This window comes from Enterobacter sp. 22466 (assembly GCF_052044775.1).
In the GTDB taxonomy this organism is placed as follows: Bacteria; Pseudomonadota; Gammaproteobacteria; order Enterobacterales; family Enterobacteriaceae; genus Enterobacter; species Enterobacter dissolvens.
Window position 1 is genome coordinate 181,396 of the sequence record NZ_JBQENX010000003.1, and the last position, 18,725, is coordinate 200,120.

The 18,725-nt window shown below is 53.8% G+C and carries 16 protein-coding genes and 1 pseudogene; 2 read left to right on the top strand and 15 right to left on the bottom strand.

All coding sequences use genetic code 11. The features are described from left to right. Positions 1 to 7: 7 nt before the first annotated feature. The 8 genes and pseudogenes from carA to ACTJJI_RS10660 all read right to left on the bottom strand — a co-directional run bounded on the left by carA (position 8) and on the right by ACTJJI_RS10660 (position 8,671). Positions 8 to 1,156 carry a glutamine-hydrolyzing carbamoyl-phosphate synthase small subunit gene (gene carA, locus ACTJJI_RS10625; protein ID WP_046889351.1) on the bottom strand — a complete coding sequence of 383 codons (1,149 nt, stop codon included), beginning with the start codon at positions 1,154 to 1,156 and terminating at the stop codon, positions 8 to 10. A gap of 454 nt (positions 1,157 to 1,610) precedes the next feature. Next, complete coding sequence (gene dapB / locus ACTJJI_RS10630; RefSeq protein WP_440653982.1) at positions 1,611 to 2,432, bottom strand: 4-hydroxy-tetrahydrodipicolinate reductase; 822 nt, start codon at positions 2,430 to 2,432, stop codon at positions 1,611 to 1,613. Between the two features lie 205 nt (positions 2,433 to 2,637). Beyond that, positions 2,638 to 3,588: a 4-hydroxy-3-methylbut-2-enyl diphosphate reductase gene (gene ispH, locus ACTJJI_RS10635; protein ID WP_440653984.1), complete on the bottom strand. Its 951-nt coding sequence runs from the start codon at positions 3,586 to 3,588 to the stop codon at positions 2,638 to 2,640. Position 3,589: 1 nt separating this feature from the next. Continuing rightward, entirely contained in the window at positions 3,590 to 4,039 is a 450-nt protein-coding gene (fkpB, locus tag ACTJJI_RS10640) for an FKBP-type peptidyl-prolyl cis-trans isomerase (protein WP_333487565.1), read from the bottom strand. Between the two features lie 117 nt (positions 4,040 to 4,156). After that, a complete protein-coding gene (gene lspA / locus ACTJJI_RS10645; RefSeq protein WP_047360289.1) occupies positions 4,157 to 4,657 on the bottom strand; it encodes a signal peptidase II in 501 nt (166 codons plus the stop codon). Further along, positions 4,657 to 7,473 carry an isoleucine--tRNA ligase gene (gene ileS / locus ACTJJI_RS10650; protein WP_440653987.1) on the bottom strand — a complete coding sequence of 939 codons (2,817 nt, stop codon included), beginning with the start codon at positions 7,471 to 7,473 and terminating at the stop codon, positions 4,657 to 4,659. The genes lspA and ileS overlap by 1 nt, the downstream gene beginning before the upstream one ends. A gap of 45 nt (positions 7,474 to 7,518) precedes the next feature. Further along, the gene (ribF, locus tag ACTJJI_RS10655) at positions 7,519 to 8,445 is read right to left on the bottom strand and encodes a bifunctional riboflavin kinase/FAD synthetase (protein ID WP_046889353.1); all 927 of its coding nucleotides are present in this window, start codon (positions 8,443 to 8,445) and stop codon (positions 7,519 to 7,521) included. Positions 8,446 to 8,452: 7 nt separating this feature from the next. Continuing rightward, positions 8,453 to 8,671 (bottom strand): annotated as a pseudogene (locus ACTJJI_RS10660) (DUF2575 domain-containing protein). A gap of 101 nt (positions 8,672 to 8,772) precedes the next feature. Here ACTJJI_RS10660 and rpsT point away from each other — a divergent pair. Next, positions 8,773 to 9,036 carry a 30S ribosomal protein S20 gene (gene rpsT, locus ACTJJI_RS10665; protein ID WP_003856458.1) on the top strand — a complete coding sequence of 88 codons (264 nt, stop codon included), beginning with the start codon at positions 8,773 to 8,775 and terminating at the stop codon, positions 9,034 to 9,036. Positions 9,037 to 9,093: 57 nt separating this feature from the next. On the opposite strand, the gene nhaR is transcribed toward rpsT, so the two are convergent. The 4 genes from nhaR to dnaK all read right to left on the bottom strand — a co-directional run bounded on the left by nhaR (position 9,094) and on the right by dnaK (position 14,549). Continuing rightward, complete coding sequence (nhaR, locus tag ACTJJI_RS10670) at positions 9,094 to 9,993, bottom strand: transcriptional activator NhaR (protein WP_046889354.1); 900 nt, start codon at positions 9,991 to 9,993, stop codon at positions 9,094 to 9,096. A gap of 58 nt (positions 9,994 to 10,051) precedes the next feature. Next, a complete protein-coding gene (gene nhaA, locus ACTJJI_RS10675; RefSeq protein WP_014830601.1) occupies positions 10,052 to 11,227 on the bottom strand; it encodes a Na+/H+ antiporter NhaA in 1,176 nt (391 codons plus the stop codon). Between the two features lie 175 nt (positions 11,228 to 11,402). Then, entirely contained in the window at positions 11,403 to 12,548 is a 1,146-nt protein-coding gene (gene dnaJ, locus ACTJJI_RS10680; protein WP_014830600.1) for a molecular chaperone DnaJ, read from the bottom strand. Between the two features lie 87 nt (positions 12,549 to 12,635). Beyond that, positions 12,636 to 14,549: a molecular chaperone DnaK gene (gene dnaK, locus ACTJJI_RS10685; RefSeq protein WP_013095521.1), complete on the bottom strand. Its 1,914-nt coding sequence runs from the start codon at positions 14,547 to 14,549 to the stop codon at positions 12,636 to 12,638. Between the two features lie 297 nt (positions 14,550 to 14,846). On the opposite strand from dnaK, the gene satP reads away from it, so the two are divergent. Continuing rightward, the gene (satP, locus tag ACTJJI_RS10690; protein WP_014830599.1) at positions 14,847 to 15,413 is read left to right on the top strand and encodes an acetate uptake transporter; all 567 of its coding nucleotides are present in this window, start codon (positions 14,847 to 14,849) and stop codon (positions 15,411 to 15,413) included. Here satP and ACTJJI_RS10695 read toward each other — a convergent pair. The 3 genes from ACTJJI_RS10695 to tal all read right to left on the bottom strand — a co-directional run bounded on the left by ACTJJI_RS10695 (position 15,390) and on the right by tal (position 18,486). Further along, the gene (locus ACTJJI_RS10695; RefSeq protein ID WP_046889355.1) at positions 15,390 to 16,712 is read right to left on the bottom strand and encodes an MFS transporter; all 1,323 of its coding nucleotides are present in this window, start codon (positions 16,710 to 16,712) and stop codon (positions 15,390 to 15,392) included. The genes satP and ACTJJI_RS10695 overlap by 24 nt on opposite strands. A 122-nt stretch (positions 16,713 to 16,834) precedes the next feature. Then, complete coding sequence (gene mog, locus ACTJJI_RS10700) at positions 16,835 to 17,422, bottom strand: molybdopterin adenylyltransferase (protein ID WP_013095516.1); 588 nt, start codon at positions 17,420 to 17,422, stop codon at positions 16,835 to 16,837. A 110-nt stretch (positions 17,423 to 17,532) separates the two neighbouring features. Then, a complete protein-coding gene (gene tal / locus ACTJJI_RS10705) occupies positions 17,533 to 18,486 on the bottom strand; it encodes a transaldolase (protein WP_014830597.1) in 954 nt (317 codons plus the stop codon). Positions 18,487 to 18,725: the final 239 nt, after the last annotated feature.

Genomic DNA, 18,725 nt, shown 5'->3' on the forward strand with positions numbered 1-18,725 from the left:
CTCCTGATTATTTAGCGGTCTTACGGTATTGCTCGATAAGTTCGATAAAGTGATCGAACAGCGGTGCGGCATCGTGCGGGCCCGGGCTGGCTTCCGGGTGTCCCTGGAAGCTGAACGCTGGCTTATCGGTGCGATGGATACCCTGCAGGGTGCCATCGAACAGGGATTTGTGCGTCACGCGCAGGTTAGAAGGCATAGACGCTTCATCCACGGCGAAGCCGTGGTTCTGTGCCGTAATCATCACCGTGTTGTTGTCGATGTCTTTCACCGGGTGGTTACCACCGTGGTGACCGAACTTCATCTTAATGGTGTTCGCCCCACTCGCCAGCGCCAGCAGCTGATGGCCCAGGCAAATACCGAATACCGGAATATCGGTTTCGAGGAAGGACGTGATGGCATTGATAGCGTAATCGCACGGTGCCGGGTCGCCAGGTCCGTTAGAAAGGAAGATGCCATCCGGGTTCATCTTCAGAACCTCTTCAGCGGAAGTTTGCGCAGGTACCACCGTCAGGCGGCAGCCGCGGTCAACCAGCATGCGCAGGATATTGCGCTTGGCACCAAAATCATAGGCCACAACGTGGAATGGCAGCTCGCTCTCTGGCTTCGCTTCCGGCAGGTCGCCTTCCAGCGTCCAGCTCCCCTGCGTCCAGCTATAAGCTTCTGTAGTGGTCACTTCTTTCGCCAGATCCATGCCGTTCAGGCCAGGGAAGGCTTTCGCTTTTTCCAGCGCCAGCGCCGCATCGAGGTTATCCCCTGCAATGATGCAGCCGTTCTGTGCACCCTTCTCGCGCAGCAGACGCGTTAACTTACGGGTATCGATATCGGCAATCGCCACGATGTTATGGCGCTTCAGGTAAGAAGAGAGGTCTTCGGTGTTGCGGAAGTTGCTGGCAATCAGCGGCAGGTCGCGAATGACCAGACCTTGCGCATGAACCTGAGAGGACTCTTCATCAGCAGCATTAGTGCCAACATTGCCGATATGAGGATAAGTAAGAGTAACGATTTGGCGAGAATAGGAAGGATCAGTGAGGATTTCTTGATAACCGGTCATTGAAGTATTGAAAACGACTTCCCCAACCGCCGAACCCGTTGCCCCTATGGCCCGACCGATAAACTGGGTTCCGTCTTCCAGAACCAATAGCGCTGACTTAATCAAAACACCCTCCAGAGAATATTCACTCACTTTATTTGCATATTAATTCACAACCATGTCATAAATCAATGCAAATGTGTTGCCAGCGGATTTTTGGCAAACGGCGGCATTCTGGAGATTTGGTGGGTAAAAGTCAACTTAAAACGGAGATTTTAATTATCCTTTTGCAAGCCTGGCAGCCTGAAAAGATGTTAAGCGGCAAAAAGATCAGGTAAATCACTGCGGAAAACGCTTGCGTGACAAGTTTATTAGAATTGCCTGTGACGGGGCAATAAAAAGTGGACCAAATGGTCAAAATTTACATACTGGCAACACAAAATGGAGAGATAACATAAACTTTCTACGACAAAGCTCGAAATATATAATGAAATTTTAAAAATAAAAGGGCAATAAATTATTGCCCTATGCAATCAAACAATTACGACTGCAATAACCACATCACGATGGGTAATAACTCTTACAAATTGTTAAGATCGAGCACATCTCGCATATCAAAAAGACCGTTATCCTTGCCTTTTAGCCACAAAGCGGAGCGAACAGCGCCATTCGCGAATGTCATGCGGCTGGAGGCTTTATGCGTGATCTCAACACGTTCGCCGATATCGGCGAACATCGCGGTATGTTCACCGACGATGTCACCCGCACGAACGGTTGCGAAACCAATCGTCCCCGGGACACGTTCGCCGGTATGACCTTCACGGGTATAAACCGCGCAGTCTTTTAAATCTTTATCCAGTGCATGCGCAATCGCTTCGCCCATTGCCAGCGCCGTGCCGGAGGGTGCATCGACTTTATAGCGGTGGTGAGCTTCGACAATCTCAATGTCGGTATAATCGCCCATCACCTTCGCGGCCTTCTCCAGCAGCTTCAGCATGACGTTTACGCCCACGCTAAAGTTAGCGGCGAAGACAATCGCAATCTCGTTTGACGCATTCTGAATGGCTTGTTTACCGGCTTCATCAAACCCGGTGGTGCCAATGACCATTCCTTTGCCGTGCTGACGGCAAAATGCCAGATGGTTCAGAGTGCCTTCTGGCCGGGTGAAATCAATGAACACATCAAAAACATCTTTGACCGCTTCCAGGCTGCTCTGCACGGTCACACCTGTCTTGCCGGCACCAGCCAGTTCACCGGCATCGGTCCCAAGAAGCGATGAACCGTCACGCTCCAGTGCCGCGCCCAGGGCCACGCCATCCATCTGAAGTGCCGCCTGAATGAGCTGGCGACCCATACGTCCACCCGCGCCCGCAATGGCGACACGGATCTGTGCATCATGCATAGTTATTCTCTTACGTTAAAATGATGTAAACCGTTTTCAGATTAACCAGCCTTTGTCAGGGCTGCCAACTGAAAACACCGATAATTAGAATTTAACGTGAAACAGACTCAAATATCAGTAAAAGACATGATTTTGTCGTCACGATAAAGTTTCAGATAAAAAAAAGGCCAGCACAGGAGGTGCTGGCCTTTCATCAGAAGAAGGATTATTCAACTTCACGGGCGTCGATACGCAGTTCTTTCGGTACTTCGAAGACAATATTCTCTTCGCGTCCTTCCAGCGGTATCGCTTCTCCACCGCCCAGCTCCTGCAGACGAGCAATCACATTCTGCACCAGAATATCCGGTGCGGAAGCGCCCGCCGTCACGCCTACGCAGTTCGCATTCTTGACCCACGCTTCCTGAATGTCCGTCGCGTCGTCGATCAGAAACGCCGCTTTCCCCATCCGCTGAGCCAGTTCGGCCAGACGGTTGGAGTTAGAGGAATTTTTAGAACCCACCACCAGCACCACGTCCGCCTGTTCAGCCAGCGCACGCACCGCTTCCTGACGATTGGTGGTGGCGTAGCAGATATCATCTTTACGCGGCCCGACAATTTTCGGGAAACGCTGGCGCAAAGCGTCGATCACATCAGAGGTATCATCCACGGAAAGCGTGGTCTGCGTCATGAAGGACAGACGCGATTCGTTTTTCACGTTCAGCGTGAGCACATCTTCCGGCGACTCCACCAGGTACATGCCCCCTTCCGGGTTGCTGTACTGCCCCATGGTACCTTCGACCTCCGGATGACCGGCATGACCAATCAGGATCGACTCTTCACCACGACGACTGGCACGCGCCACTTCCATATGTACTTTCGTTACTAACGGGCAGGTGGCGTCAAACACGGTCAGATCGCGACTTTTCGCTTCGTTACGTACCGCCTGGGAGACGCCGTGTGCGGAGAATATCAGGATCGCACCGTCCGGCACTTCGCTGATCTGCTCAATGAAGATTGCACCGCGTTCACGGAGGCTGTCGACCACGTAACGGTTATGCACCACTTCGTGGCGCACATAAATCGGCGCGCCGTAAATCTCCAGCGCGTTTTCAACAATGCTGATAGCGCGGTCTACACCGGCGCAGAAGCCGCGCGGGTTAGCCAACAGGATCTGCATTTCAGGCCTCCAGTGCCGGATCAATCTCCAGCACTTCAATATCAAAATGGACGGTGCGCCCGGCAAGCGGATGGTTGAAATCTACGGTGATGGAGTCGCCGTTGATTTCGCGGATCACGCCAGGCATTTCGCTGCCATCCATAGCGGTAAAGAGCATAATCGCCCCGATTTCCGGCTCGCCCGCATCCATAAACTCACGACGCGAGAAGTACTGGATCAGATCCGGGCTTGGCACGCCAAACGCCGCATCCGGCTCCAGCGAAAACGCCTTGTTCTCGCCCTCTTTCAGACCCAGAAGTTGTTGCTCCAGACCTTCGGATAATGACGTGTCGCCAAGACGAAACAGGGCGGGTTTGCCGTTATTGCGGGTGGATTCAGCCGTTGAGCCATCATCCAGCTTCAGCGTGAAGTGCACGAGAACCGCGCTATTGCTTTGTACGGATTTAGACATGCAAATTGCTCGCTTGTTTTGGGTCACCTGTTGCCCGGTGGCGCTGCGCTTACCGGGCCTACGGGAGGCCACAAATTCTGTAGGCCGGGTAAGCGCAGCGCCACCCGGCATTTACAATTAAGCCTGCTCTTTCGCGGCGGGTTTCGGCAAGAAACCTTCCAGCACGATTAACGCCGCACCGATACAAATTGCGCTATCGGCGAGGTTAAAGGTCGCAAAGTGCCAGTCGCCGACGTAGAAGTCGATCATATCGACCACAAAGCCGTGCCACAGGCGATCAAACAGGTTGCCTAACGCGCCGCCAATGATCAGCGCGTAGGCGATGTTATTCAGCTTTTGCGTCGCTTTCGAACGGTACATCAGCACCGCCAGCACCACACAGATACCGATAGCAATACCCGCGAAGAACCAGCGCTGCCAGCCACCGCTGTCAGCAAGGAAACTAAACGCCGCGCCGTAGTTACGCGCATAGTGCAGGTTCAGCGACGGGAACAGCGGAACCGTATCCCCCAGAGCAAAGTTCTGGAGGATCAGGTATTTGCTGCCCAGATCGATAATCAGCACCACCACAACCAGCCACAGCCAGCGCAGTCCTGTTGAACAGAGAGTTTTACTCATCAGGCAAACTTACGTTTCTCGCCGTCACCGGCGACGTTGCTCACACAGCGTCCGCAGATGTCTGCGTGTTCCGCCACCTGGCCGACATCGGTGGTGTAATGCCAGCAACGCGGGCACTTCTCACCGTCGGCTTTGCTCAGCGCGACTTTCAGTCCTTTGAGCAGTTCGCTCTGCTGAGCATCAGCAGAAGCATCGGCATAATCCGCAACTTTCGCACCGGAGGTCAACAGGACAAATCGTAATTCATCACCCAGTGCAGTCAGTTTGGCTGCCAGCTCAGGTTCTGCATACAGGGTCACTGCCGCTTCCAGAGAGCCACCCACTTTCTTGTCAGCACGCGCCTGTTCGATGACCTTGTTCACTTCGCCACGCACTTTCAGCAGTTCGTCCCAGAACGCATCGTTCATTGCTTCAGTACTGGAGAGATCGAACAGACCTTCGTACCACTCACCGGTGAAGACATACTTCTCACGGTCACCAGGCAGGTAGCCCCAGATTTCATCCGCGGTGAAGGACATGATCGGTGCCATCCAGCGCACCAGCGCTTCTGCGATATGATACAGCGCAGTCTGGCAGCTACGACGCGCCACGCTGTCCGCTTTCGCGGTGTACTGGCGGTCTTTGATAATGTCGAGGTAGAACGAGCCCATCTCGATGGAGCAGAAGCGCATCAGACGCTGCACCACTTCGTGGAAATCGTAGGATTCGTAGGCGTTAACGATGTCTTCCTGCGCCGCTTTTGCGCAGCCAACAGCCCAGCGATCGAGCACCACCATCTCTTCCGGTTTCACCATGTCTTTTGCCGGATCAAAACCATTCAGGTTCGCCAGCAGGAAGCGCGCGGTGTTACGGATACGACGATAGCTGTCGGCGGCACGTTTCAGGATCTCATCAGACACCGCCATTTCGCCGGTGTAGTCGGTAGACGCCACCCACAGACGCAGAATGTCTGCACCCAGTTTGTTCATCACATCCTGCGGAGAAACGGTGTTACCGATGGACTTGGACATCTTACGGCCCTGACCATCCACGGTGAAACCGTGAGTCAGTACCTGGCGGTAAGGGGCCTTGCCTTTCATGGCGGTGGAGATCATCAGAGATGACATGAACCAGCCACGGTGTTGGTCAGAGCCTTCCAGATACATATCGGCAGCGTGACCGGCAAACTCAGGACGCACGTCAACCACGGAAGCGTGGGTGGAACCGGAGTCGAACCACACGTCCAGGGTATCAGGGACTTTTTCGTAGTTATCCGCGTCAGCGCCCAGAATGTCGCGGGCGTCGAGATCCCACCACGCCTGAATGCCGTCAACTTCGACGCGCTTCGCCACTTCTTCCATCAGTTCCAGGGTGTTCGGATGCAGTTCATGCGTCTCTTTATGCACGAACAGCGACATCGGCACGCCCCAGGTACGCTGACGGGAGATACACCAGTCAGGACGGTTAGCCACCATGGATTCGATACGCGCCTGGCCCCAGTCCGGGATCCACTGCACGCCTTTGATCTCTTTCAGGGACTGCTCGCGCAGGCCTTTCTGATCCATGCTGACGAACCACTGTGGGGTCGCACGGAAGATGATCGGCGTCTTGTGACGCCAGCAGCATGGGTAGCTGTGCTGCATTTTCTCAACGTGCAGCAGTGCGCCGCGCTCACGCAGCATCTCCACGATAATGTCGTTCGCTTTGAAGACGTTGATCCCGTCCAGTGACGGGTAAGTGCCAGGCAGGTAAGCACCATCCGGGCCAACCGGGTTCGCGATTTCCAGACCGTATTTCAGGCTGATGTTATAGTCGTCAGGACCGTGGCCACCTGCGGTGTGCACCGCACCGGTACCCGCTTCCAGCGTGACGTGGTCGCCCAGGATCGCCGGGACATCGAAGTCCAGGAACGGATGTTTAAAGCGCATCAGCTCCAGCGCGTCACCTTTTACGGTGCCCAGCACGGTGTAGTCGGTGATCTTCGCGCGTTTCAGCACGCTTTCAACCAAATCTTTCGCCAGGATCAGCGCCTGACCGTCAACCTGCACCAGCGCGTATTCAAACTCACCAGACAGGGAGATCGCACGGTTAGCAGGCAGCGTCCATGGGGTAGTAGTCCAGATAACCAGCGAGATCGGGCCGTTTACAGAGGTGACGCCAAATTTGGCTTTCACCGCGTCCTGATCAACCGCGTGGAACGCCACGTCGATAGACGGAGAGGTTTTGTCGTAATACTCAACTTCCGCTTCTGCCAGGGCAGAACGGCAGTCTACGCACCAGTGCACCGGCTTCGCACCTTTATGCAGGTGGCCATTGCCGATGATTTTACCCAGCGCACGGATGATGTTGGCTTCGGTTTTGAAGTCCATGGTCAGGTACGGGTGCGACCAGTCGCCCAGCACGCCCAGACGAATAAAGTCTGCGCGCTGACCGTCAACCTGCGTAGCCGCATATTCACGGCATTTCGCACGGAATTCCGCCGCGGTAAATTTCTCACCCGGCTTGCCAAATTCCTGCTCAACTTTCAGTTCGATTGGCAGGCCGTGGCAGTCCCAACCCGGAACGTAAGGTGAGTCATATCCCGCGAGTCCTTTGGACTTCACGATAATGTCTTTCAGAATCTTGTTTACAGAGTGACCAATATGAATGCTGCCATTCGCATATGGAGGGCCATCATGCAGAATGAAGGTCTTTTTGCCTTTTTTGGCTGCACGAATGATGCCGTACAGGTCATCATCGGTCCAACGCGCCAGCATTCCCGGTTCGCGCTTGGCGAGATCGCCGCGCATCGGGAACCCTGTTTCCGGCAAATTCAGGGTTGATTTATAGTCACTCATCAGATTCTCGGTTCCGTATTTATCACGTAGGCATTTAAGCCGGGTTCAAAGCCCAAAAAACTCGCGGGCCGTTAATTCATCTCGCGCGATTTGCGCCTTTAGTTCATCCAGCGAGGCAAATCGCTGCTCATTGCGTATTTTTTTACGCAGTATGACATCTATATGGCGACCGTAGAGGTCCATTACAACGTCCAGCAGATGCACTTCCAGCTGCTGCCGCACACCGGCGACCGTAGGACGTGTGCCAATGTTGGCGACGCCATAAAAAGGCTTGTCGCCCAGTCCAGCCACTTCTACCGCATATACCCCTTTAACCGGGGAGACCTGACGACGCAGCGGTATATTCGCCGTCGGGAAACCGATAGTGCGGCCCAGCGCATCGCCATGAACCACACGACCAGAAATGGTAAACGGATGCCCCAGCAGGTTTTCTGCGGTCTCCAGCTCATCATTCGCCAGTGCCTGGCGAACCGCTGTACTGCTGACGCGAACGCCGCCTTCGCAAAATGTCATCGCGCTGGTGACGTCAAAACCGTACTCCAGGCCAGCCTTCTGTAATAGCAAGAAATCGCCCTGACGACCAGCGCCAAAGCGGAAATCATCGCCCACGGCGAGAAACTGCACGCCAAGGCGCTTAACCAACAGGTCGCTGACGAAATTTTGTGCTGTCAGTGCGGCAAAGCGACGATCAAAACGGACACACAATACGTAGTCCACACCGGACTCTGCCAGATAGCGCAACTTCTCGCGCAGGCGAGTAAGGCGGGCGGGTGATTTCTCCCCTGCAAACAGCTCCAGCGGCTGCGGCTCGAAAATCATCACTACCACGGGCAGGCCACGGGCCTCCCCTTCTTTACGCAATCCCTGCAACAGCGCCTGATGCCCACGATGCACGCCGTCGAAATTACCAATGGTCAGCACGCACCCGTGTGGGGCTTTGCTGAGATTATGTATGCCGCGTATCAGCTTCATGTCTGGCTCAAAACAGTGAAAATCGCCAAAGTATACCTTGTAGAGCGGTTAAGGTTAACCGGCGATTGTTCGCGCAAAACAGAAAGCCGTAATGATTTCATCAGGCTGACCTTTCACAGCGAAAAAATCTGTCCGTGAACTGCGATTTTTATGCCGAAAAGCTGTATTCACACGAGACAAGCTGGTAGAATCCTGCGCCATCACTACGTAACGTAGCGTCGCTAATTAACGGCGCTTATTTGCACAAATCCATTGACAAAAGAAGGCAAAGAGGGCATATTCCTCGGCCTTTGAATTGTCCACATAGATCATATTTGGGAGTTGGACTTGGCTAATATCAAATCAGCTAAGAAACGTGCCGTTCAGTCTGAAAAGGCTCGTAAGCACAACGCAAGCCGTCGCTCTATGATGCGTACTTTCATCAAGAAAGTATACGCAGCAATCGAAGCTGGCGACAAAGCTGCAGCGCAGAACGCATTTAACGAAATGCAACCAATCGTGGATCGTCAGGCTGCTAAAGGTCTGATCCACAAAAACAAAGCAGCGCGTCATAAAGCAAACCTGACCGCGCAGATCAACAAACTGGCTTAATCGCCGCTTGTTGTTGCTTGTTTAAAGAACCCGCTTAACGCGGGTTTTTTTATGCCTTCAGTTTGCCGGTGGCGTAAACAGCGACGCGTAGTCGCGGTTACAGATACGCTGCACCGCCGGATGCTGAATCATCCTTTCGGCAAATATCGCGTGGTACTCCTCCATCACGTTATCCACCCTGCCAATTTCCGTAATCCTGTTATCCGAATAGAGATCGTGCATATAAAGCGTCGGCGCGACAAAGATAGCGTTGTGTGCTTCACCAAAGGCTTTCATCAGCGCAGCATCATCGAACTCACCGAGGATCTCTACGTTCAGCCCCTGAGAGTTAAACCAGTTCTGCAACTTACGCCCCAGCATGGAACGCCTTCCCGGCACCAGCAAACGGCGTTCTTCCAGGCAGGCAGGGAACGGTTTTTCCGGGGGCGGGTTGATGCACCAGAAGCTTACCCCACATTCGCCGATTTTGACCGAGAACAGCCCTTCCTGCTGCGTGGAGTCGATGGGGCAGTCCGAGATAATCATATCCAGCTTATGCTGGCTCAACTGCTCCAGCAGCATCTCATGGGTGGACTCAAAACAGCGCAGATGAATTTGTTCGTCTTCAACCACCGCCGCATCCAGCACGCCGCTCACCAGCCGTTTTGAGAGTGCATCCGCCACGCCCACATCAAACAGCAAATTAGACTCTTTGCGGTAGTTGACGATATCCAGCATCTCCTGGCTCAGGGTAAACATCTTGTCCGCATAGCGAAAGACCAGTTCGCCCAGTTCGCTTGGCTCTATCCCACGCCCTTTACGCTTGAACAGCTTGCCCTGCAGGCGTTCTTCCAGGGCCTTGATTTGCCCGGTGATCGTTTGTGGCGTCAGAAAAAGTGCTTCTGCCGCTCCCACAACCGAGCCTTGTTTGTAAACATGCCAGAAGTAGTAAAGATGGTTGTAATTCAAATGAGACATCGCGTCTGCTCTCCCTGAGTGTGTATCGGGAGAAGGATTACCTTCTCCCGGTTTTCCGTTATGCCTGGACGGCCTGTCCGGACAATTTCACCTTCAACAAGGTATAACCAATAACCGCGGCCAGCAGTGAACCGATAAGAATGCCGAGTTTTGCCCAGACAATCAGCTCAGGCGCGTTTGCGCCAAACGCCAGCGTCGAGATAAAGATCGACATGGTAAATCCAATCCCGCAGAGCACGCCGACCGCCATAATCTGACCAAATGTGGTGCCGTTCGGCAACGACGCCAGCTTAAGCTTCAGCGCCAGCCAGCAGAACAGGCTAATCCCCAGCGGTTTACCAATAAACAGCCCGGCAATAATGCCCAGCGGCAGGACAGACGTCAGACCGTCCAGCGTAACGCCTCCCAGGGAAACGCCTGCGTTGGCAAACGCAAACAGCGGCAGGATCATAAAGGCGACCCACGGATGCAGCACATGCTCCAGCTGTTTGGCCGGTGATTTACCCTCCTGCGGCTTAAGCGGTACGAAGAAACCGACGATGACCCCTGCCAGCGTGGCATGCACGCCGGATTTCAACACGGCCGTCCACAGCACCATCCCCACCAGGATATAAATACCGATGCGACGTACATTGAAAATGTTTAACAACGCCAGTACTGCAATCGCCGCTGCGGCCACGCTCAACGACAGAATTGACAGCTCGCTGGTGTAGAACAGCGCGATGATAACGATCGCCCCCAGGTCATCGATGATCGCCAGCGCCATCAGGAAGATTTTCAGTGCAACCGGAACACGGCTTCCAAGCAAGGCTAAAACGCCGAGCGCAAACGCGATATCCGTTGCGGCCGGGATCGCCCAGCCGTCACGTGCAACGGGATCCTGCCAGGCAAACGCAAGGAAGAGCAGCGCCGGAACGACCATCCCGCCAATGGCGGCGATCACCGGAAACGCTGCGCGCTGGCGGCTGGCCAACGAGCCCAGCACCAGCTCACGCTTCACCTCAAGTCCTACCAACAGGAAAAACACCGCCATCAATGCATCGTTGATCCACAGCAGCATGTTTTTGTTGATTTCCAGCGCGCCGACCTTCAGTTCGACGGGCGTTTCCAGAAACGCATGATAGAACTCACGTGTGATGCCCAGGTTAGCCAGCAACATCGCTGCCGCAGCGGCGATAATCAGGATCACGCCCCCTGACGCTTCACTGCTAAAAAAACGGTGTAATAATTTCACTTAAGCTCTCTCTTTAAGCAAGATACCTCGATAAAACCATAATACCAAGCCTAACAACTCGGCAAAAACAGATTAATATTGAGTATAAATTCAGTTTTACCGAACAATACCTTTAAAAAAGAAAAAAGCCCGGAATCGCTTCCGGGCTTTGTCAGGATGAAGAGTGGCTAACGGATCAGCGAGTCAAATCATCGAAGAATTTTTTGACGCCATCGAAGAAGCTTTTGGAACGTGGACTGTTTTTCTCACCCGTCGGGCCGCCAAAGCTTTCCTGCAACTCTTTCAGCAACTGTTTCTGCTTGTCGTTCAGGCCAACCGGCGTTTCAACCACCACGCGGCACAGCAGATCGCCCTGCGCCCCACCACGAACGGATTTCACGCCTTTACCGCGCATGCGGAACAGCTTACCGGTCTGGGTTTCGCCTGGAATTTTCAGATTCACGCGACCATCAAGTGTAGGCACTTCAATTTCGCCACCGAGCGCCGCCATGGCAAAGTTGATCGGTACTTCACAGTAGAGGTTGTTGCCTTCACGCTCAAAGATAGCGTGCTGTTTCACCTGCACCTGAACGTACAGATCGCCTGCTGGTGCGCCATGCTCACCTGCTTCGCCTTCGCCTGCCAGACGGATGCGGTCACCCGTATCCACGCCAGCCGGGATTTTAACGGACAGGGTTTTGGTTTTCTCAACGCGACCGTGGCCGTGGCATTTGGTGCAAGGATCTTTAATCAGCGTCCCGCGACCATGACAGTGCGGACACGCCTGCTGTACGGCGAAGAAGCCCTGACGCATCTGCACCTGACCGGAACCGTGACAGGTTGGACAGGTTTGTGGCTGCGTGCCCGCTTTCGCGCCGCTGCCATGGCAAACGTCACACTCTTCCAGCGTCGGGATACGGATCTCTTTGGTGACACCGCGAACGGCCTCTTCCAGCGTCAACTCCATGTTGTAGCGCAGATCGGCACCACGCGCTGCGCGCTGACGACCGCGACCACCACCAAAGATATCGCCGAACACATCGCCAAAGATATCGCTGAAATCAGCGCCGCCGCCAAAGCCGCCGCCACCGAATCCACCACCACCCATGCCGCCCTGTTCAAAGGCTGCGTGACCATACTGGTCATAGGCCGCACGTTTTTGTGCATCGGTCAGGACTTCGTAGGCTTCTTTGATCTCTTTAAATTTAGCTTCAGCCTCTTTGTCACCCTGGTTGCGATCCGGGTGGAATTTCATGGCCAGGCGCTTATACGCCTTTTTGATTTCACGCTCTTCCGCAGTTTTCGGAACGCCTAAAATCTCGTAATAGTCTTGCTTTGCCATTGGTTTTTTTAAGCCCCTTAACATGCGAGCACGGGCGTGGAGAGTTCTCCTACGCCCGTGCCGATTAATTACCCTGCATCAGGGCGATTATTTTTTGTCTTTAACTTCTTCGAACTCAGCGTCGACAACGTCGTCGTCTTTCGCATTGTTCGCCGAAGCGTCAGCGCCTGCCTGCTGCTGGGCATGCTGCTGCTGAGCGATTTCCATCAGCTTCTGAGAAGCCTGTGCCAGCTCCTGCATCTTCGCTTCGATATCCGCTTTGTCTTCGCCTTTCAGAGACGTTTCCAGCGCGCTCAGTGCAGCTTCGATAGCAGTTTTGTCTTCCGCTGGCAGTTTATCGCCTGCTTCTTCAACCTGCTTACGGGTGCTGTGCAGCAGATGGTCGCCCTGGTTACGGGTCTGAACCAGCTCTTCGAACTTACGGTCAGATTCTGCGTTGGCTTCTGCTTCGCGAACCATTTTCTGGATCTCTTCTTCGTTCAGACCGGAAGAGGCCTTGATGGTGATCTTCTGCTCTTTACCGCTGTTTTTGTCTTTCGCGGAAACGTGCAGAATACCGTCAGCATCGATATCGAAGGTCACTTCGATCTGCGGCATGCCGCGTGGTGCCGGGTTGATACCATCCAGGTTGAACTGACCCAGAGATTTGTTATCAGATGCACGCTTACGCTCACCCTGCAGCACATGGATGGTTACCGCAGACTGGTTGTCTTCAGCAGTAGAGAACACCTGGCTGTGCTTGGTCGGGATGGTGGTGTTTTTGCTGATCAGCGCCGTCATCACGCCACCCATGGTCTCGATACCCAGAGAGAGCGGGGTTACGTCCAGCAGCAGAACGTCTTTAACATCACCGGTCAACACGCCGCCCTGAACCGCAGCACCAATTGCCACTGCTTCGTCCGGGTTAACGTCTTTACGTGGTTCTTTACCAAAGAATTCAGCCACTTTCTTCTGAACCATTGGCATACGAGTCTGGCCACCAACGAGGATAACGTCGTTGATATCAGACACGGACAGGCCAGCATCCTGCAGTGCAACTTTCAGTGGCTCGATAGAACGGTTCACCAGGTCTTCTACCAGGCTTTCCAGTTTCGCACGGGTCACTTTGATGTTCATGTGTTTAGGACCGGTCGCATCTGCAGTGATGTACGGCAGGTTAACATCGGTCTGCTGAGCGGAAGAGAGTTCGATCTTCGCTTTCTCAGCGGCTTCTTTCAGGCGCTGCATGGCCAGCGGGTCGTTACGCAGGTCAATGCCCTGATCTTTCTTAAACTCGTCAACGAGGTAGTTGATCAGACGCGTATCGAAGTCTTCACCACCCAGGTGCGTATCACCGTTGGTTGCCAGAACTTCAAAGGTTTTTTCGCCGTCAACTTCGTCGATTTCGATAATAGAGATATCGAAGGTACCACCACCGAGGTCGTAAACCGCGATAGTACGGTTGCCAACTTCTTTATCCAGACCGTAAGCCAGAGCAGCAGCGGTTGGTTCGTTGATGATACGTTTTACTTCCAGACCTGCGATACGGCCAGCATCTTTGGTTGCCTGACGCTGAGCATCGTTGAAGTATGCAGGAACGGTGATAACAGCTTCAGTTACCGGCTCACCCAGGTAATCTTCTGCGGTTTTCTTCATTTTTTTCAGCACTTCAGCAGAGATCTGAGGTGGTGCTGTTTTGGTGCCTTTCACATCAAGCCATGCATCGCCGTTATCAGCTGCGATGATTTTGTAAGGCATGATAGAAACGTCACGCTGAACTTCTTCGTCCTGGAAGCGGCGGCCGATCAGGCGTTTAATCGCAAACAGGGTGTTTTGCGGGTTTGTCACTGCCTGACGTTTAGCCGGCTGACCAACCAGAGTTTCACCATCCTGGGTATAGGCAATGATAGAAGGCGTGGTGCGATCGCCCTCGGCGTTCTCCAGCACGCGTGCAGTAGTGCCATCCATAATCGCTACACAAGAGTTGGTAGTACCCAGGTCGATACCAATAATTTTACCCATCTAAACGTCTCCACTAAAAATTCAGTCAACATGTGGTTGTGTACCTGTAATAAGGGCAAAACGTGCTTTTTCAACTGCCCAGATTTGATTTTTTTCAGGTCCACACACTGCGGTTGCTTACAAGATGGGGTCACCAGCGCATCCATCAAGGGGGAAGGATAAAAAAAATTTTAATTTCACCCTGATGAGATCATAGACGGCATCGTTTGCGCCCATTATGATGCCGCGCCCCGTCAGGGAGAACTGTCGCGGGTTTAACCATTTCACCATATCAATGATGATTTTTTTTGAGGACTTATGGGCAACACTAAGTTGGCTAATCCGGCTCCGCTGGGCCTGATGGGTTTTGGCATGACCACCATCCTGCTGAACCTGCATAACATCGGGATGTTCCCGTTGGATGGCATTATCCTGGCGATGGGCATTTTTTACGGCGGTATCGCGCAAATCTTCGCGGGCCTGCTGGAATATAAGAAAGGCAACACCTTCGGCTTAACCGCCTTTACCTCTTACGGTTCTTTCTGGCTGACCCTGGTCGCCATTCTGCTGATGCCTAAAATGGGTCTGGCTGATGCGGCAAACGCCCATTTCCTGGGCGTGTATCTGGGCCTCTGGGGCGTCTTCACCCTGTTCATGTTCTTCGGCACCCTTAAGGGCAACCGCGTACTGCAGTTCGTCTTCCTGAGCCTGACCGTGTTGTTCGCCCTGCTGGCGATTGGTCACCTGGTCGATAATGAAGGCATCGTTCACGTAGCAGGCTGGATTGGCCTGGTTTGCGGCGCAAGCGCAATCTACCTGGCAATGGGCGAAGTGCTGAACGAGCAGTTTGACCGCACCATTCTACCGATTGGTGAAAAACACTGATCCCTCTGTCGTGCCTGCCTCGCGGGCACGACTTCTCCCCGATTGACGTAGCCAAATTCCCAATACCAGCCCCATCAGCGACAACGCCAGCACGTACCAGGCAGGTGCCATCGGTGACACGCCCATCAACACCGTAACCGCAATCGGCGTCAGTCCACCGAAGATGGCATACGAAACGTTGTAGGAGAATGAGATCCCGGTGAAGCGTACCTCTGGCGGGAATGCGCGTACCATCACGTAAGGCACAGCCCCCACCACACCGACGCACAGCCCTACCACGCCGTACAGAAGGTACAATTGTTCAGGATGACTGCCTGCAAGATGGTAAAACGCCCAGCTTGAGCCCGCCAGTAACAGACTGCCGACGATAAAGGTGACGCTGGCGCCGAACCGATCTGCAGCCAGCCCGGCGGCCAGACAGCCGAAGCAGAGCATAATGGTGGCGATACTGTTTGCCTGTAAGGTCACCGCCGGGGCGAAGCCGTACTGCTTTTGCAGCCAGACCGGCGACATCAAAATCACCACCACAATGCCCGCCGAGAGCAGCCAGGTAAGCAGCATCGACACCACCACCGCTTTTTTATGACGCACCACGACAGCTTTTACCGGCAACTCCTGCGCCAGCGCTTTGCGCTGCTGCATTTCGAGGAAAATCGGTGTCTCCTGCAGCCAACGGCGCAGGTACATGGCCACCAGACCAAACGCCCCGCCCAGCAGGAACGGTAGACGCCAGCCCCAGTCATGCACGGCCTGTTGTGTCATGCTGGTATTCACAATTGTTGCGACGACGGAACCGAGCAAAATCCCCACCGTTAACCCTGCGGTTAAGGTTCCGCAGGCGATACCAATACGGCGCGCCGGAACATGCTCCGCGACAAACACCCACGCCCCCGGCACCTCACCGCCGATAGCCGCCCCCTGAAGAATACGCATCAGCAGCAACAATAACGGGGCGAGAATGCCCATTGAGGCGTAGGTTGGCAGCAGACCAATCGCCAGCGTCGGCACAGCCATCAGCAGGATACTGAGGGTAAACATCTTCTTACGCCCGACCAGATCGCCAAAGTGCGCCATCACAATCCCACCAAGAGGGCGCGCCAGATACCCGGCAGCAAAAATACCGAAGGTTTGCACCTGACGCAGCCATTCCGGGATATCCGCCGGGAAGAACAACTCCCCCACCACGGCGGCGAAGAAGACAAAGATGATGAAGTCGTAAAACTCCAGCGCGCCGCCCAGGGCCGCGAGCGTGAGGGTTTTGTAGTCCTGTCGATTCAGAGGTCGGGTGTTATGTGACATAGCGAACCATTGAGCGTGTGTTGTGGATTTATTTTTACAGCTAACGTAAAGAAAAAATTACTATACCGTAAAACGTTTAGCACACCATCGCCGCTTCAGCTAATGTCACATTTTTATTATTTTCAGGAGATTGTTTCGCGGCGTGCGCTTTTAGGACGAAATGCTGCTACGACTTTGTCATCGGTTTCCACGTACGGCCCGTCAAGCAGCTGTATACAATACGGTACACTTGCAAAGATCCCGTGGACGATCACGCTGCCATCATCCGCTTTTAGCCCTTCGAGCGTCTCTTTAATCGACTTAGGTTGCCCTGGCAGATTCAGGATTAGCGCCTGCTTGCGAATGACCCCTACCTGACGGGAGAGGATCGCCGTTGGAACAAAGTGCAGGCTGATCTGGCGCATCTGTTCACCGAAGCCCGGCATTTCGCGGTCAGCTATAGCAAGCGTAGCATCTGGCGTCACATCACGACGTGCAGGACCGGTTCCGCCGGTCGTCAGCACCAGGTGGCAGCTCATCTCATCCACCAGCTCACACAACGTCTGCTCGATGATCGGCTGTTCATCCGGGATCAGGCGGGTCTGGATTTCAAACGGGGTGGTCAGCGCGCTGCCCAACCACTCTTCAAGAGCAGGGATGCCTTTATCCTGATAGACACCGCTTGAGGCGCGGTCAGAAATCGACACTAAGCCGATGCGTAAGGTATTCATATCCATTCCATTCAATAAGTACTGATTAAAGGGAATGATACACGCAGAGGGGAAATTCAGACAGAGTACGAAAGAAGTCGCGTGACCGGGAGCCCGGTCACGCAGAATGATTACAGCAGATCGCCGATCATTTTTTCCAGTTTTTCCTGGTCGATAGCAAACTTACGGATACCGTCTGCCAGTTTGTCTACCGCCATTGGATCCTGGTTGTGCTGCCACAGGAACTCGGATTCGGTGATACGCTCTGGACGCGCTTTCACTTCACCGGTGTAAGACAGTTTACGCTCGATGGTACCTTCGCTTTCAGCCAGCTCTTTCAGCAGCGCTGGTGCGATGGTCAGGCGGTCACAGCCAGCCAGCTCGATGATTTCACCCACGTTACGGAAGCTTGCGCCCATAACAACGGTTTCATAGCCGTGCTGTTTGTAGTATTCGTAGATTTCAGTCACGGAAACCACGCCCGGATCTTCAGATGCAGCGTACTCTTTCTTGTCGGTATTGGCTTTGTACCAGTCCAGAATACGGCCCACGAACGGAGAAATCAGGTATACGCCCGCTTCCGCACATGCACGCGCCTGCGCGAAGGAGAACAGCAGCGTCAGGTTACAGTTGATACCGTCTTTTTCCAGCTGTTCAGCCGCGCGAATACCCTGCCAGGTAGAAGCCAGTTTGATCAGGATACGGTCGTTGCTGATACCCGCATCGTTATACATTTTGATCAGACGTTTTGCTTTCGCGATAGACGCTTCGGTGTCGTAGGAGAGACGCGCATCCACTTCGGTAGAGATACGGCCAGGAACCAGTTTAAGGATCTCCAGACCGATGTTCACTGCCAGTTTATCAGTGGCATCCACAACCTGCTGCGCGCGGTCGTTGCTCTGTGCTTTCGCCCAGGTCACAGCGTCGTCAATCAGTTTGCGATACTCAGGGATCTGTGCGGCGTTAAGGATCAGAGAAGGGTTAGTTGTGGCATCCTGCGGCTGGTACAGCTTCATTGCCGCGATATCTCCGGTGTCAGCTACGACAGTGGTGAACTGACGAAGGGAGGTCAATTTATCCGTCATGATAGTGTTTCTCTTTTAACGTGCCCTGGATAATTCACGCTACCGACAGCATGTCTGCAGCGGAAAAATGACAGGTTTACTTGTTAGGGGGATGTAACCGGTCTGCCCTGATGATAACACGACGGAGGGGTAGCGCAACCGCAGACAGTGCGCTTCACCATTGTATGATAAACTCGAAATATTAACAGGCAGCTAAGTAACAGCACGCTCAATATGTGGTAGCGCTTACATAATTGCCC

What these genes read in the sequence shown, in the direction of transcription:
- dapB (WP_440653982.1), bottom strand. Translation starts at nt 2,432, where the DNA reads ATGCATGATGCACAGATCCGTGTCGCCATTGCGGGCGCGGGTGGACGT.
- ispH (WP_440653984.1), bottom strand. Translation starts at nt 3,588, where the DNA reads ATGCAGATCCTGTTGGCTAACCCGCGCGGCTTCTGCGCCGGTGTAGAC.
- fkpB (WP_333487565.1), bottom strand. Translation starts at nt 4,039, where the DNA reads ATGTCTAAATCCGTACAAAGCAATAGCGCGGTTCTCGTGCACTTCACG.
- lspA (WP_047360289.1), bottom strand. Translation starts at nt 4,657, where the DNA reads ATGAGTAAAACTCTCTGTTCAACAGGACTGCGCTGGCTGTGGCTGGTT.
- ileS (WP_440653987.1), bottom strand. Translation starts at nt 7,473, where the DNA reads ATGAGTGACTATAAATCAACCCTGAATTTGCCGGAAACAGGGTTCCCG.
- ribF (WP_046889353.1), bottom strand. Translation starts at nt 8,445, where the DNA reads ATGAAGCTGATACGCGGCATACATAATCTCAGCAAAGCCCCACACGGG.
- nhaR (WP_046889354.1), bottom strand. Translation starts at nt 9,993, where the DNA reads ATGTCTCATTTGAATTACAACCATCTTTACTACTTCTGGCATGTTTAC.
- dnaJ (WP_014830600.1), bottom strand. Translation starts at nt 12,548, where the DNA reads ATGGCAAAGCAAGACTATTACGAGATTTTAGGCGTTCCGAAAACTGCG.
- dnaK (WP_013095521.1), bottom strand. Translation starts at nt 14,549, where the DNA reads ATGGGTAAAATTATTGGTATCGACCTGGGTACTACCAACTCTTGTGTA.
- satP (WP_014830599.1), top strand. Translation starts at nt 14,847, where the DNA reads ATGGGCAACACTAAGTTGGCTAATCCGGCTCCGCTGGGCCTGATGGGT.
- ACTJJI_RS10695 (WP_046889355.1), bottom strand. Translation starts at nt 16,712, where the DNA reads ATGTCACATAACACCCGACCTCTGAATCGACAGGACTACAAAACCCTC.
- mog (WP_013095516.1), bottom strand. Translation starts at nt 17,422, where the DNA reads ATGAATACCTTACGCATCGGCTTAGTGTCGATTTCTGACCGCGCCTCA.
- tal (WP_014830597.1), bottom strand. Translation starts at nt 18,486, where the DNA reads ATGACGGATAAATTGACCTCCCTTCGTCAGTTCACCACTGTCGTAGCT.